Below are 13,787 nucleotides of genomic sequence, written 5' to 3'. Positions count from 1 at the left end.
TGTCCCCTTCGTCTAGTGGCCTAGGACACCGCCCTTTCACGGCGGTAACAGGGGTTCGAGTCCCCTAGGGGACGCCACGATTACCCGCTCTGCGGGATTTTTAAGGGTCATTCAATTATTGAATGGCCCTTTTGTTTGTCTGGCGTTTGACCACTTCTCTCATCATCTCCTTTCTTCCTGTTCTGACCAGTGGTCATGACTGTCGCTTGCTAAATATTATTATGGTAATAATATTCAGCCCATGAGAGTCGGAGGCTTTGATGAACGATAAAAAAGCGCAAACCCGCGAACGCATTCTGCAGGCCGCCAGCGCCGCGTTGATCCAGCGCGGCCCGGCCGAGCCGAGTGTCGGTGAAGTCATGGGCGCGGCGGGGCTGACCGTCGGCGGCTTCTACGCGCACTTTGAAAGCAAGGATGCGTTGATGCTGGAGGCCTTTACGCAACTGCTGGCACGGCGTCGCGCCTCCATTGACGATATGGACGCGCAGTTGACCGGAGAAGAGCGCAGGGGGTTGGTTGCGGCGTTTTACCTCTCGCGCAAGCATCGCGACTCCACCGCTCAGGCCTGCCCGATTCCAGCGACTGTAGGGGAGATGGCTCGCCTGCCGGACGCCTTTCGCGACGCGCTGAGCGAACATGTCGAGTTGATGGCTGCTCAGCTTGCCGCAAGCCCTGAAGACACCGACAAGGCCTTAGCCGATATGGCATTAATGATCGGTGGCCTGGCCTTGGCCCGCGCCTTGGGGCCGGGTGAGCTGTCGGACCGAGTGTTGCGCGCTGCCAAGTCGGCTGTGCGATAGGAAGAGGGCTCGCAAAATGGGCGCGTTAACCTGGATTCGTCGCTTCAACGGCACGCTGGGGTACCTGGCGCCGCACACGGTGGCCAACAAGATGCGTCGAGCCTTCATGACGCCCCGCGACCTGCCGCCCCGTGACTGGGAGTTACCGCTGCTGGCGCAATCGGAGCGCATCACCTTGCGCTTTGGCTTGTCGGCCCTGCGCTGGGGGCAGGGTCCGGCAGTTTTGTTGATGCACGGCTGGGAAGGCCGGCCAACCCAGTTTGCCAGTCTGATCACCGCCTTAGTCGACAACGGTTACTCCGTGATTGCTCTGGACGGGCCTGCCCATGGCCGCTCACCGGGGCGTGAGGCTCATGTGCTGCTGTTTGCTCGCGCCATGCTGGAGGCGGCGGCCGAGTTGCCGCCCCTGCATGCAGTGGTCGGCCATTCCATGGGGGGCGCCAGTGCAATGTTGGCGGTGCAGTTGGGGTTGCGTACCCAGGCGTTGGTCAGTATCGCTGCACCGTCGCGTTTCCTGGATGTACTGCGTGGTTTTACCCAAATGGTCGGTTTGCCAGCGAAGGCGCGTTCGGTGTTTATTCAGGAGGTGGAGCAAACATTCGGAATGCCACTCAAGCATTTGGATGTGGCCCACTATCAAATGAATATTCCCGGGCTGATCGTGCACGCTGAAGACGATACCTTTGTCCCCGTCAACGCCTCCCAAGCCATTCACGAAGCCTGGTTCGACAGCCGCCTGCTGCGCCTGGAACAAGGCGGCCACCAGAAAGTACTGGCCGATCCGCGGGTGATCGATGGCGTGCTGGCGCTGTTGGCGGGTTGCCGTCTACAGGCGCGGCAAAGCGCCTGATACACTGCCTCCCGCCGCCATTAATCGACTGGGAGCAAGGCATGGGCTGGGATTTGGCAACGCCGTTTATCATTGACCTGCAGGTCGCCCCTGAGGATATCGATGGCCTTGGGCACGCAAATAATGCGGTGTACGTATCCTGGCTGGAGCGCTGTGCCTGGCGTCATTCCCAGCGTTTGGGGCTGGACCTGACCGAGTATCGCCGTCTGGACCGCGCCATGGCGGTGGTGCGCCATGAGATCGATTACCTGGCTGCCGGCTACGAAGGCGACGAGCTGCAACTGGCCACCTGGATCGTCGATTGGGACCAGCGTCTGAAGATGACCCGCCGTTTTCAACTGGTCCGCCCGCGTGACGGTGCAACCCTTCTGCGCGCGCAAACCACCTTCGTCTGCATCGAATTGTCCACGGGCAAGCCCAAGCGCATGCCGAGCGAGTTTCTCGATGGCTATGGCCCCGCCCTGACAGGGGGTTAACGGTTGCGATAGGAAACCCAGTAAACTGCGCCACGATTTTTGTTGAGTGTTTTCCATGCAAATTGCTTTGGCGCCCATGGAAGGGTTGGTCGACAACATCCTGCGGGACGTGTTGACCCGTGTGGGCGGTATTGACTGGTGCGTGACCGAGTTTATCCGCGTCAACGACCGCCTGCTGACCCCGGCGTACTTCCACAAACTTGCTCCAGAGCTGCTGCACGGTGCCCACACCGCTGCGGGCGTGCCCTTGCGCGTGCAATTGCTCGGTTCCGATCCTGTGTGCCTTGCGGAGAATGCCGCACTGGCCTGTGAGCTGGGTTCGCAAGTGATCGATCTGAACTTTGGCTGCCCGGCCAAGACCGTCAACAAGTCCCGAGGCGGTGCCGTGCTGCTCAAGGAACCGGAGTTGCTCAACCAGATCGTTGAACACGTGCGGCGTGCGGTGCCTGCCCATATCCCGGTGACTGCCAAGATGCGCCTGGGCTTCGATAGCCCGGATGGCGCGCTGGTGTGCGCCACGGCCCTGGCCGAAGGCGGTGCGGCGCATATCGTGGTGCATGCGCGTACCAAGGCCGATGGTTACAAGCCGCCGGCTCATTGGGAGTGGATCCCGCGAGTCCAGGACGTGGTCAAGGTGCCGGTGTTCGCTAATGGCGATATCTGGAGCGTCGAAGACTGGCGCCGCTGTCGGGAGATCAGCGGCGTAGAGGACATCATGCTTGGCCGTGGCCTGGTGGCGCGCCCTGACCTGGCGCGGCAGATTGCAGCAGCGCGCGCAGGCGAGGAAGTGGTCGAAATGACGTGGGCAGAGATGCAGCCCATGCTCCGCGAGTTCTGGACCCAGTCGGTAGCGCAACTGACTGAAAAACAGGCGCCTGGCCGATTGAAACAATGGTTGGCGATGTTAACGCGTAATTACCCGCAGGCGGTGGAACTGTTTACCGCCCTTCGTCGCGAGACGGATGTGCGGCAGGTAAGTTGTCTATTGGGTATGAGTCATCCTGACGTGCTTTAAATGTTGATGTAAGTCATTCGGGCTTTATGACAAATTCAACGTGAGCGGTTGGCATTGATCAAGGAACTTTTTTGGGGGGATGGCCACGTAAGGGTTGGGCGTCAGGTAGTTAGTGCGTAAAAAATACTGGTCTTCTGTATTGCTGCTATCTGCCGTCTTAACTCGGATAAATATAGGACTAAAATTCTTATGCGTGATCCAGTTGTGAGCCGTACCTATGGCGTTAATTCCGTTTACTCCCCTAACTGCGGTTCCAGTGCGACGTTGCCCATCCGTGCCTCAGGCCCTGGTTGCGGCATCCGGTTTGGGTGTTATAACCCGCCCCCGCCAACATACTGTGTACCCTGCAAGCCAGCCCCGCCAAAGCTTTGCAGGCCTTGTAAGCCAGCCCCGAAGAAGCAGAGTTTTTTTTCCAAGATTGGCAGCTTTTTCGGAAAAGTCTTTGACAAAGTCGGCAGTGTTTTCAGTGGGATTGGTAAGGTGTTGGGGGGAGTGGTAAAAGCACTTAGTCCGCTGATAAGTCTGGCGGCGCCGTTATTAGGTCCGGTCGGGTTGGCGATTTCCGGTGCGGTTAGTGTCGGTGGTTCACTTGCTGCTTCGATGTTTGAAAAGGTGGGTGGGGCCATGAGCGGATTGAAGTCGTTTTTTAAGGCGTAATGTTTTAGCAATTGATTAATGTATTGGCGTTGGCCTGAAAAATAATCGACTGTCGCTGTTCGTCATGAAAGTAGCAGTCGACTATTTAATAGTTATATCAGCAATTGCCTGAACTCTTTCAGCGGTAGCGGCCTGCTGTAAATGAACCCTTGATACAGATGACACCCCAACGCTTGCAGGAATGCCAGTTGCTCGGGGGTCTCCACACCCTCGGCAATCACCTCCAGATTCAAACTGCGAGCCATCGCCACGATCGCCCTGATGATTTCCGCGTCGTTTGGATCATGGGTCGCGTCTCGCACAAACGACTGATCGATCTTCAGCGCGTCCACCGGCAGGCGCTTGAGGTATGTCAGTGAAGAGTAACCGGTGCCAAAGTCATCCATCGCAAAGCTCACGCCGAGCTTCTTCAGGCGGCGCATCTTGTTGACGGTGTCATCCAGGTTCTGGATCACGATACCTTCGGTGATTTCAAGTTTCAGAAGGCTGCAGGGCAAGGAATGCTGCTTAAGGCTGTGCTCCACCCGTTCCACGAAATCGTTCTGGCGAAACTGCCGGGGGCTGATATTCACGCATAGACTGAAATTCAGCGGGTCCACCAAGCCCTCTTTGATCAGTTGCCCAAAGGCGGCGCAGGCCTCATCAAGGATCCAGGTGCCCACTTCAAGGATCAGGCCGCTGTCTTCCAGCACCTTGATAAATTCCGACGGTGACTGCGCACCCAATTGTGGATGCTGCCAACGCACCAGTGCCTCCGCACCGACGATCTTGTTACCGCGCGCATCCACCTGGGGTTGGTAATGAACGCTGAATTCGCCGCGCGCCAGGGCCAGGCGCAGGTCGGTTTCCATGCGCAGGCGTTCGCTGGCGGCTTTTTGCATGCTGTTGTGAAACATCTGCGTGGTGTTGCGCCCTGAGTCCTTGGCGCGGTAAAGGGCAATGTCGGCGCGCTTGAGCAGGTCGGCCGGTGTGGAGCCGTGATCGGGAATCAACGCCACGCCAATGCTCGGCGTGACCTGCAATCTGTGCCCGTCCAGGAACATCGGCTCCGAAAGCAATTCACGCAGGGTGTCGGCCAGTTCCTGCACCTGGTTGCTGACCTCCTGGCGCGAGCCATCCAGGCCGCTGAGCAGCACCACGAATTCATCGCCACCCAGGCGCGCCACGGTGTCTTCCATGCGCACGCTGGCTTCCAGCCGCGCGGTGACGATTTTCAGCACGGTGTCGCCGACCGGATGGCCCAAGGAGTCATTGATGTGCTTGAAGTGGTCAAGATCGAGGAACAGCAGCGCGCCGCGTAGGTTATGGCGTTTGAGCAGGGCGATCTGCTGGCTCAGGCGGTCCATCAACAGCGCACGGTTGGGCAGGTTGGTCAGCGGGTCGTGGTAGGCCAGATGGCGGATCTGCGCCTGGGCGTTTTTCAGCAGGCTCACGTCCCGCGCGGTCAGCAGCAGGCACGGGGTTTCATTCAGGGTGATGGGCTCGACCGAGACTTCTACTGCCAGCACTTCACCGCGTTTGTTGTGCCAGAGCATTTCCAGATGGTGAATGCGGCCCTTGATCTGCAACTCGGCCAATAGCGCCGAGCGTTGGTTCTCATCGGCCCAGATGCCGATCTGGTAAAAAGTCAGGCCAATAGCTTCTTCAGCTCGCAAGCCGGTCAGGCGGCAGAAGCCATCGTTGACCTCCACATAGCGGCCGGTGTCGCGCTCGGTGATGGAAATCGCGTCAGGGCTGGAATGGAAGGCCTTGGCGAATTTCTCCTCGCTGGCCTTCAGCGCGGCCTCGGAGCGCTGTTGTTGGGTGATATCGCGCAACGTCGTAACGATGCACGCTTGATCTCCGACCTTGATCAGGCGGCTGGAAATCATGCAGGTCAGGCTGTGGCCATTCTTGTGATGCACCACCACGGCCACGTTACTCAACGACTGCTCGCGAATGACCCGCTCGATACGCTCCAGGCGCTGGCTGGAATCATCCCATAGGCCGATCTGGTCAGCGCTCTTGTCGATTACCTCGGCAGCGCTCCAGCCAAAGGTTTGGGTAAAGGCCGGATTGATCTCGATAAAGGCGCCACTCTCCAGGCCTGTGACGCAGATCGGGTCGGGGCTGGCCTGGAACAGGCTGGCGAATTTTTCTTCGGAGGCGCTCAGGCGTTGTTCGCGCTCCACTTGGTCTGTGATATCGAGCAGCGTACCGGCCATGCGCAGGGGTAAACCTCGCTCGTCGCGGTACAGGCGAGCACGGCTTTCCAGGTAGCGCGAGCTGCCATCTTCCATGGCCACGCGGTAGGTCAGTTGGTAGTTTCCGGCAGGGCCTTCGCGCAGGGTGCGGTAGGCGTTGCGCATGTTGTCCCGTTCCTCGTTGGGCATGCCTTCGAAAAAGGCGTCGAAGGATTCGTGGAACGGTTCGGACGGCAGACCGTGCAATTGGGCTGCGCGCGCCGAGCCATAGAGCATGCCGCTGGGAATGTGCCAGTCCCAAGTGCCCAGTTGTGCCGAGTCCAGCGCCAGGTCGAGGCGCTCCTGACTGTCCTTGAGCGCCTGCTCTGCATTTTTGCGTTCGGTGGTGTCGAGGAAGGTGCTGATCAGATAGGCCTCACCCTCCAACTCGACTTTTTGCGCGCTGAGCGTGCCATTGTGGACTTGGCCGTTGCTGGCGCAAAACTGCACCTCCATGGTAATGGGCTCGCCCTTGCGCTGCGTGGCCTTGACCAATTGTGCGCGTTGCTCCGGGTGGCGCCATAGGCCCAGTTCCAGGGTCGTGCGGCCGATGGCATCGCCCAAGGGCCAGCCGAAGAGCATCTCGAAATACTGGTTGGCTTCGCTGATCAGGCCGTCGGCCCGGCGCGTCAGCAGTACCATGTTCGGGCACAGGTGAAATAGCGTGGCGAAGCGTTTTTCGGAGTGCCCGAGGGCGTTTTCACGTTCACGCTGGTGGGTAACCTCGCGGATCACCCCGATCATGCGGCGCCGACCGGTTTTGTCCGGCTGCAGGCTGCCGTTGATTTCCAGCCAGTGAAAGCTGCCGTCAGGCCATTGGATGCGGTGATGCATGGCCTGCTCAAGCGGCTCGCCGGCCAGTACGGCGTGAAAAGCCCGTACCACTCGGGCGCGATCCGACTGGGCCAGCAAATCAAGGTAGTCCAAGTCCTGGGGCAGCGGTTGGCGCGGGTCAAAACCAAACAACGCCTGGGTGCCCCGTGACCAACTTATGCGGCCGGTGTCTATTTCCCAGCACCATGCGCCCAGCCGCGCAGCATTAAGGGCTGCCAGCAGTTGTGGCGCGCTCTCCCAGCTTTGTTCTGCCTGTTGAGGGTCCAGCGCGTAAATGCGGGGTAGGGGTGGCACGGGGTCGACGGGGTTGCGCATTATCAAAGGGCCTTGATTCGATGGGCAAACAGCACGGTTTTACTCAGAACCCGAGGCCGCACAGTGTCATGCCGGTATCCCTGGCAAATCCATCTGTGCGTCCAATAGGCTCATGAAAGCCCGCGCAGCATTCGACAGCGTCCTTTCGGTGTGCACGATATAGCCTAGCTGGCGACTGAGTTGTATGCCTGGCAAAGCGATACTTGCCACCTGATCATCGAGCATGGTGCGCGGCAACACGCTCCAGGCCAGGCCGATAGACACCATCATTTTGATAGTTTCCAAGTAGTTAGTACTCATCGCGATGTTCGGGGTCAGGCCTTGGGCCTCGAACAACCGGCTGACAATATGGTGGGTAAACGTGTTGCCGCCAGGGAAAACCGCCGGATGGCCGGCAATATCAGCCAGGCTGATGGAGCCGTTACTGATCAGGCTATGCTCCGGCGCCACCACAAAGTCCAGCGGGTCGTCCCACACTGGCGTGGCGCGCACCAAGTTGTGGGGATCGGGCGCCAGGGTGATCACTGCCACTTCAGCGCGGCCATGGAGGATTTCTTCGTAGGCCACTTCAGAATCGAGAAATTGAATATCCAGCGCCACGTTCGGGTATTCCCGTGTAAAGGTTCGCAGGATAGGCGGCAGGCGATGCAGGCCTATATGGTGGCTGGTGGCTAATGTGAGCCGCCCGCTGACCTCGCCGGTAAGGTTGGTGAGGGCGCGGCGGGTGTCGTCCAGCACATTGAGAATCTGGTAAGCGCGCGGGAGCAAGGCGCGTCCGGCCTCGGTCAGGCCGACTTCACGGCCCAGGCGATCAAACAGTCGCACCTTCAATTGCTGTTCCAGGCCGGCGATACGTTTGCTGATGGCCGGTTGGGTCAAGTGCAGGCGTTCTCCAGCGCCGGAGAAGCTGCCGATCTCGGCGATGGCGATAAAGGCATTGAGGTTGGCCAAGTCCATTGTGGTATTCCAGTTGGTAATCCAAAGCATAAAAAATATGAATTTGAGTTATTTAATGTAGCGCCATACCATCAGCCTCACAAGCCAAAGGGTTATTGAAAAGCCCGGCGAATGAAATACCGCTGATGAGGACCGACTGATGGCCGGCAAAACGCTTTACGACAAGCTTTGGGATTCCCATGAAGTGAAACGGCGCGATGATGGGTCGTCGCTGATCTATATCGACCGTCACATCATCCATGAAGTGACCTCGCCACAAGCGTTCGAAGGCCTGCGACTGGCCGGGCGCAAGCCTTGGCGCGTCGACTCGATCATCGCCACCCCGGACCACAACGTACCGACCACCCCGGAGCGCAAGGGCGGCATCGACGCCATCGTCGACACTGTGTCGCGGTTGCAGGTGCAGACCCTCGATGATTACTGCGATGAATATGGCATCACCGAATTCAAGATGAATGATGTGCGTCAAGGCATCGTCCATGTGATCGGCCCGGAGCAGGGCGCCACCTTGCCAGGCATGACCGTGGTTTGCGGTGACTCCCACACGTCGACCCACGGTGCCTTCGGCGCTCTGGCTCACGGTATCGGCACCTCGGAGGTCGAGCACGTGTTCGCCACCCAGTGCCTGGTTGCCAAGAAAATGAAGAACATGCTGGTGCGCGTCGAAGGCAAGTTGCCGTTTGGCGTCACCGCCAAGGACATCGTCCTCGCTGTGATCGGCAAGATCGGCACCGCTGGCGGTAACGGCCATGCCATCGAATTCGCCGGCAGCGCCATTCGCGACCTCTCCATCGAAGGCCGCATGACCATCTGCAACATGTCCATCGAAGCCGGTGCCCGCGTGGGCATGGTGGCGGCGGATGAAAAGACCGTCGAATACGTCAAGGGTCGTCCTTTCGCACCGGTTGGTGCCGATTGGGATGCCGCCGTCGAAGCCTGGAAAGACTTGGTCTCCGACGCTGATGCGGTGTTCGATACCGTGGTCGAACTCGACGCTGCCCAGATCAAGCCGCAAGTCAGCTGGGGTACTTCGCCGGAAATGGTCCTGGCCGTCGACCAGAACGTGCCGGACCCGGCTCAGGAAGCCGACCTGGTCAAGCGCGGTTCCATCGAGCGCGCCTTGAAGTACATGGGCTTGAAGGCCAACCAGGCAATCACCGACATCCAGTTGGATCGCGTGTTTATCGGTTCCTGCACCAATTCGCGGATCGAAGACCTGCGCGCTGCGGCGGTGATCGCCAAGGGGCGCAAGGTCGCCTCGACCATCAAGCAGGCCATCGTGGTTCCGGGCTCAGGCTTGGTTAAAGCCCAGGCTGAAGCCGAAGGCCTGGACAAGATCTTCCTCGAAGCCGGTTTTGAATGGCGTGAGCCGGGCTGCTCGATGTGCCTGGCGATGAACCCGGACCGCCTGGAGTCGGGCGAGCATTGCGCGTCGACCTCCAACCGTAACTTCGAAGGGCGTCAGGGCGCCGGTGGCCGTACCCACCTGGTGAGCCCGGCCATGGCCGCCGCCGCTGCCGTCAACGGTCGTTTCATCGACGTTCGCGAATTGATCTGAGGAATACCCGATGAGAGCTTTTACCCAACACACAGGTCTTGTCGCGCCGTTGGACCGTGCCAACGTGGACACCGACCAGATCATCCCCAAGCAGTTTTTGAAGTCGATCAAGCGCACCGGTTTCGGCCCTAACCTGTTCGACGAGTGGCGCTACCTGGACGTGGGCTACGCCTACCAGGACAACTCCAAGCGCCCGCTGAACAAGGACTTCGTGCTTAACGCCGAACGCTACCAAGGCGCCAGCGTGTTGCTGGCCCGGGAAAACTTCGGGTGCGGTTCCAGCCGCGAGCACGCGCCGTGGGCCCTGGAAGAATATGGTTTTCGCAGCATCATCGCGCCGAGCTATGCCGACATCTTCTTCAACAACAGCTTCAAGAACGGCCTGTTGCCGATCATCTTGACTGACGAAGAAGTCGACGAGCTGTTCAAGCAAGTGGAAGCCGATGTGGGCTACCAGTTGACCGTCGACCTCGCTGCGCAAACCGTGACCCGTCCGGACGGCAAGGTGTACCACTTTGAGGTGGACGCCTTCCGTAAACACTGCCTGATCAACGGCCTGGACGATATCGGCCTGACCTTGCAGGACGGTGATGCGATTGCGGCGTTTGAAGCCAAGCACCGAGCGAGCCAGCCTTGGCTGTTTCGCGACGCCTAAATTGATATAGGCAGGACCGGCCTCATCGGGGGCAAGCCCCCTCCCATATTTGGAATGCGTTCCCCTGTGGGAGGGGGGCCCCCGATAGGGCCGGTACTAGCAACGCAACCCTTGAAGGATGCCACCATGACCAACACCGCCCACACCCAAGTCGTGCAAAAACAATTCGGCGAACAGGCGTCTGCCTACCTGAGCAGTGCCGTGCACGCCCAAGGCACCGAATTCGCGCTGCTGCAGGCAGAACTGGCCGGGCAGGGCAGTGCGCGACTGCTGGATCTCGGTTGCGGTGCCGGTCATGTGAGCTTCAATGTGGCGCCGCTGGTCAAGGAAGTGGTGGCCTATGACCTGTCCCAGCAGATGCTTGATGTGGTGGCTGCCGCTGCGCAAGATCGCGGCTTCACCAATATCAGCACCGTAAATGGCGCCGCCGAGCGCCTGCCGTTCGCCGATGGCGAGTTCGACTTCGTGTTCAGCCGCTACTCGGCCCACCACTGGAGCGACCTTGGCCTGGCCCTGCGTGAAGTGCGCCGCGTGCTCAAGCCGGGCGGCGTGGCGGCCTTTGTTGACGTGTTGTCACCGGGTAGTCCGCTGTTGGACACTTACCTGCAGACCGTCGAGGTGCTGCGCGACACCAGTCACGTGCGCGATTACTCCGCCGCCGAGTGGATGCGTCAGCTCAGCGAAGCCGGTTTGCATGTACGCAACAGCAGCCGCCAGCGCCTGCGCCTGGAATACACCTCGTGGGTCGAACGTATGCGTACACCGCAAGTGCTGCGCGCCGCGATCCTGGAGTTGCAGCAGGCGATGGGCCAGGAAGTGCGCGATTACTACGAGATTCAAGCCGACGGCACCTTCAGCACCGACGTGCTCGTGGTATGGGCCGAACGCTGATTAATTTTCCCGACCTGCCCACGGGCAGGTCGCTCGATGAAATGAGGAACCCATGAGCAAGCAGATTCTGATTCTCCCTGGCGACGGTATTGGTCCGGAAATCATGGCCGAAGCGGTCAAAGTCCTGGAACTCGCCAACAGCAAGTACAGCCTGGGGTTCGAGCTGAGCCACGACGTGATCGGCGGCGCCGCCATCGACAAACACGGCGTGCCACTGGCCGATGAAACCCTGGACCGCGCCCGTGCTGCCGATGCTGTGCTGCTCGGCGCCGTGGGTGGTCCGAAGTGGGACAAAATCGAACGTGACATCCGCCCTGAGCGCGGCCTGCTGAAGATCCGCGCGCAACTGGGCCTGTTCGGCAATTTGCGCCCGGCGATCCTCTACCCGCAACTGGCCGACGCGTCGAGCCTGAAGCCGGAAGTGGTGGCTGGTCTCGATATTCTGATCGTGCGTGAGTTGACCGGCGGCATCTACTTCGGCTCCCCACGCGGCGTGCGCGAACTGGAAAATGGCGAGCGCCAGGCCTACGACACCCTGCCGTATAGCGAGAGCGAAATCCGCCGTATCGCCCGTGTCGGTTTCGACATGGCCCGCGTGCGCGGCAAGAAAGTCTGCTCGGTGGATAAGGCCAACGTACTGGCCTCCAGCCAACTGTGGCGCGAAATCGTCGAGGAAGTGGCCAAGGACTACCCGGATGTCGAACTGAGCCACATGTACGTGGACAACGCCGCCATGCAACTGGTGCGCGCTCCGAAGCAATTCGACGTGATCGTCACCGACAACCTGTTCGGCGACATCCTGTCCGACCAGGCGTCGATGCTCACCGGCTCTATCGGCATGCTGCCTTCGGCGTCGCTGGACACCAACAACAAGGGCATGTACGAGCCTTGCCACGGTTCGGCGCCGGACATTGCGGGCCAGGGCATTGCCAACCCGCTGGCGACCATTTTGTCGGTCTCGATGATGCTGCGTTACAGCTTCAACCTGAGCGATGCGGCGGACGCGATCGAGAAGGCCGTAAGCCTGGTGCTGGATCAGGGTTTGCGCACCGGTGACATCTGGTCGCAGGGTTGCACCAAAGTCGGTACGCAAGAAATGGGCGACGCAGTAGTCGCCGCGCTGCGGAATCTGTAATCTCTCCGGCCCGCTTGCAGTTGTTGCTGCAAGACGGCCCACTTTTTAACAAGGTGTAGTTGCGATGAAACGTGTAGGTCTGATCGGTTGGCGCGGTATGGTCGGTTCCGTGCTCATGCAGCGGATGCTGGAAGAGCAGGATTTCGATCTTATTGAGCCGGTGTTTTTCACCACCTCGAACGTGGGTGGCCAAGGGCCGTCCGTGGGCAAGGATATTGCCCCGCTCAAGGATGCCTACAGCATTGACGAGTTGAAGACACTCGACGTGATCGTGACCTGCCAGGGTGGCGACTACACCAGCGAAGTCTTCCCGAAACTGCGCGAAGCGGGCTGGCAGGGTTACTGGATCGACGCCGCGTCGAGCCTGCGTATGCAGGACGATGCCGTGATCATCCTCGACCCGGTCAACCGCAAGGTCATCGACCAGCAACTGGATGCCGGCACCAAGAACTACGTCGGTGGCAACTGCACCGTCAGCCTGATGCTGATGGGCCTGGGTGGCCTGTTCGAAGCGGGTCTGGTCGAGTGGATGAGCGCCATGACCTATCAGGCGGCCTCCGGTGCCGGCGCGCAGAACATGCGTGAGCTGATCAAGCAGATGGGCGCCACCCACGCGGCCGTCGCCGATCAACTGGCCGACCCGGCCAGTGCAATCCTCGACATTGACCGTCGTGTGGCCGAAGCCATGCGCAGCGATGCCTACCCGACCGAGAACTTCGGCGTGCCATTGGCCGGTAGCTTGATCCCATGGATCGACAAAGAGCTGCCGAACGGCCAGAGCCGCGAAGAGTGGAAGGCCCAGGCCGAGACCAACAAGATTCTCGGCCGTTTCAAGAGCCCGATCCCGGTTGACGGCATCTGCGTGCGCATCGGCGCCATGCGCTGCCACAGCCAGGCGCTGACCATCAAGCTGAACAAAGACGTGCCAATCGCCGATATCGAAGGGTTGATCAGCCAGCACAACCCGTGGGTCAAGCTGGTGCCGAACAACCGCGACATCAGCATGCAGGAGCTGAGCCCGACCAAGGTCACTGGCACCCTGAATGTACCGGTGGGCCGTCTGCGCAAGCTGAACATGGGCAGCCAGTTCCTCGGCGCGTTTACCGTCGGCGACCAACTGCTGTGGGGCGCGGCTGAGCCGTTGCGTCGCATGCTGCGGATTTTGCTGGAGCGTTGATCGCTTGAAGCAATAATAGAAACCCGCGTTCTGGTGACAGGCGCGGGTTTTTTATTGTTCTTTCGGAGGCTTTCGGGGGCAAGCCGCCTCCCACATTCGACCGAATTCCAACGTTGAAATGCTGTTCATTGTGGGCAGGGGCTTGCCCCCGAAAGCGACGTCAGCCATGGCCCCCCCCCCAGGTTAATTGCCTCACCTCCAGCCACCCGGTAAAGTGCCGCTCCCCCCGCAATGCCCGAGGCAGC

At 60.0% G+C, this 13,787-nt stretch carries 12 protein-coding genes and 1 tRNA gene; 10 read left to right on the top strand and 3 right to left on the bottom strand.

Annotated elements, in window-relative coordinates; translation table 11 throughout:
- Window position 1 precedes the first annotated feature (1 nt).
- From BW43_RS10200 to BW43_RS10220, 5 genes are all read left to right on the top strand, one after another.
- Window positions 2–77 (top strand) — tRNA-Glu (locus BW43_RS10200).
- 183 nt (window positions 78–260) lie between these two features.
- Window positions 261–800 carry a TetR/AcrR family transcriptional regulator gene (locus BW43_RS10205; RefSeq protein WP_032888304.1) on the top strand — a complete coding sequence of 180 codons (540 nt, stop codon included), beginning with the start codon at window positions 261–263 and terminating at the stop codon, window positions 798–800.
- 16 nt (window positions 801–816) lie between these two features.
- On the top strand, window positions 817–1,650 hold the full coding sequence (locus BW43_RS10210; protein WP_032888301.1) for an alpha/beta hydrolase: 834 nt from the start codon (window positions 817–819) through the stop codon (window positions 1,648–1,650).
- Between the two features lie 41 nt (window positions 1,651–1,691).
- Complete coding sequence (locus BW43_RS10215) at window positions 1,692–2,126, top strand: thioesterase family protein (RefSeq protein WP_032888298.1); 435 nt, start codon at window positions 1,692–1,694, stop codon at window positions 2,124–2,126.
- 55 nt (window positions 2,127–2,181) lie between these two features.
- On the top strand, window positions 2,182–3,141 hold the full coding sequence (locus tag BW43_RS10220) for a tRNA-dihydrouridine synthase (protein ID WP_032888297.1): 960 nt from the start codon (window positions 2,182–2,184) through the stop codon (window positions 3,139–3,141).
- 311 nt (window positions 3,142–3,452) lie between these two features.
- Here the strand turns inward: BW43_RS10220 and BW43_RS28835 are convergent, their stop codons facing one another.
- From BW43_RS28835 to BW43_RS10230, 3 genes are all read right to left on the bottom strand, one after another.
- Window positions 3,453–3,767 (bottom strand): hypothetical protein, encoded by a 315-nt coding sequence (locus BW43_RS28835; protein ID WP_155989975.1) that lies wholly within the window; start codon window positions 3,765–3,767, stop codon window positions 3,453–3,455.
- 123 nt (window positions 3,768–3,890) lie between these two features.
- A complete protein-coding gene (locus BW43_RS10225; protein ID WP_032888294.1) occupies window positions 3,891–7,169 on the bottom strand; it encodes an EAL domain-containing protein in 3,279 nt (1,092 codons plus the stop codon).
- Window positions 7,170–7,235: 66 nt separating this feature from the next.
- Window positions 7,236–8,126, bottom strand: coding sequence for a LysR family transcriptional regulator (locus BW43_RS10230; protein WP_032888291.1), 891 nt, complete (start codon window positions 8,124–8,126; stop codon window positions 7,236–7,238).
- A 139-nt stretch (window positions 8,127–8,265) separates the two neighbouring features.
- Here BW43_RS10230 and leuC point away from each other — a divergent pair, with 139 nt between their 5' ends.
- The 5 genes from leuC to asd all read left to right on the top strand — a co-directional run bounded on the left by leuC (window position 8,266) and on the right by asd (window position 13,542).
- Window positions 8,266–9,684 carry a 3-isopropylmalate dehydratase large subunit gene (gene leuC, locus BW43_RS10235; RefSeq protein ID WP_032888288.1) on the top strand — a complete coding sequence of 473 codons (1,419 nt, stop codon included), beginning with the start codon at window positions 8,266–8,268 and terminating at the stop codon, window positions 9,682–9,684.
- 10 nt (window positions 9,685–9,694) lie between these two features.
- The gene (gene leuD, locus BW43_RS10240) at window positions 9,695–10,339 is read left to right on the top strand and encodes a 3-isopropylmalate dehydratase small subunit (RefSeq protein ID WP_032888286.1); all 645 of its coding nucleotides are present in this window, start codon (window positions 9,695–9,697) and stop codon (window positions 10,337–10,339) included.
- Window positions 10,340–10,465: 126 nt separating this feature from the next.
- Window positions 10,466–11,230: a class I SAM-dependent methyltransferase gene (locus BW43_RS10245; protein WP_032888283.1), complete on the top strand. Its 765-nt coding sequence runs from the start codon at window positions 10,466–10,468 to the stop codon at window positions 11,228–11,230.
- A 52-nt stretch (window positions 11,231–11,282) separates the two neighbouring features.
- Window positions 11,283–12,365, top strand: coding sequence for a 3-isopropylmalate dehydrogenase (gene leuB, locus BW43_RS10250; protein ID WP_017530190.1), 1,083 nt, complete (start codon window positions 11,283–11,285; stop codon window positions 12,363–12,365).
- A 64-nt stretch (window positions 12,366–12,429) separates the two neighbouring features.
- A complete protein-coding gene (gene asd / locus BW43_RS10255; protein WP_032888280.1) occupies window positions 12,430–13,542 on the top strand; it encodes an aspartate-semialdehyde dehydrogenase in 1,113 nt (370 codons plus the stop codon).
- Window positions 13,543–13,787: the final 245 nt, after the last annotated feature.

This window comes from Pseudomonas sp. RIT357, assembly GCF_000632245.1.
Classification (GTDB): domain Bacteria; phylum Pseudomonadota; class Gammaproteobacteria; order Pseudomonadales; family Pseudomonadaceae; genus Aquipseudomonas; species Aquipseudomonas sivasensis.
The sequence above is the reverse complement of the archived record's forward strand: the minus strand, read 5'-3'. Positions and strand labels throughout refer to the sequence as shown.

Coding starts and splice junctions, on each gene's coding strand:
- BW43_RS10220 (WP_032888297.1), top strand. CDS start 2,182: ATGCAAATTGCTTTGGCGCCCATGGAAGGGTTGGTCGACAACATCCTG.
- leuD (WP_032888286.1), top strand. CDS start 9,695: ATGAGAGCTTTTACCCAACACACAGGTCTTGTCGCGCCGTTGGACCGT.
- BW43_RS10230 (WP_032888291.1), bottom strand. CDS start 8,126: ATGGACTTGGCCAACCTCAATGCCTTTATCGCCATCGCCGAGATCGGC.
- BW43_RS10210 (WP_032888301.1), top strand. CDS start 817: ATGGGCGCGTTAACCTGGATTCGTCGCTTCAACGGCACGCTGGGGTAC.
- BW43_RS10225 (WP_032888294.1), bottom strand. CDS start 7,169: ATGCGCAACCCCGTCGACCCCGTGCCACCCCTACCCCGCATTTACGCG.
- asd (WP_032888280.1), top strand. CDS start 12,430: ATGAAACGTGTAGGTCTGATCGGTTGGCGCGGTATGGTCGGTTCCGTG.
- BW43_RS10245 (WP_032888283.1), top strand. CDS start 10,466: ATGACCAACACCGCCCACACCCAAGTCGTGCAAAAACAATTCGGCGAA.
- leuC (WP_032888288.1), top strand. CDS start 8,266: ATGGCCGGCAAAACGCTTTACGACAAGCTTTGGGATTCCCATGAAGTG.
- leuB (WP_017530190.1), top strand. CDS start 11,283: ATGAGCAAGCAGATTCTGATTCTCCCTGGCGACGGTATTGGTCCGGAA.
- BW43_RS10205 (WP_032888304.1), top strand. CDS start 261: ATGAACGATAAAAAAGCGCAAACCCGCGAACGCATTCTGCAGGCCGCC.
- BW43_RS28835 (WP_155989975.1), bottom strand. CDS start 3,767: ATGGCCCCACCCACCTTTTCAAACATCGAAGCAGCAAGTGAACCACCG.
- BW43_RS10215 (WP_032888298.1), top strand. CDS start 1,692: ATGGGCTGGGATTTGGCAACGCCGTTTATCATTGACCTGCAGGTCGCC.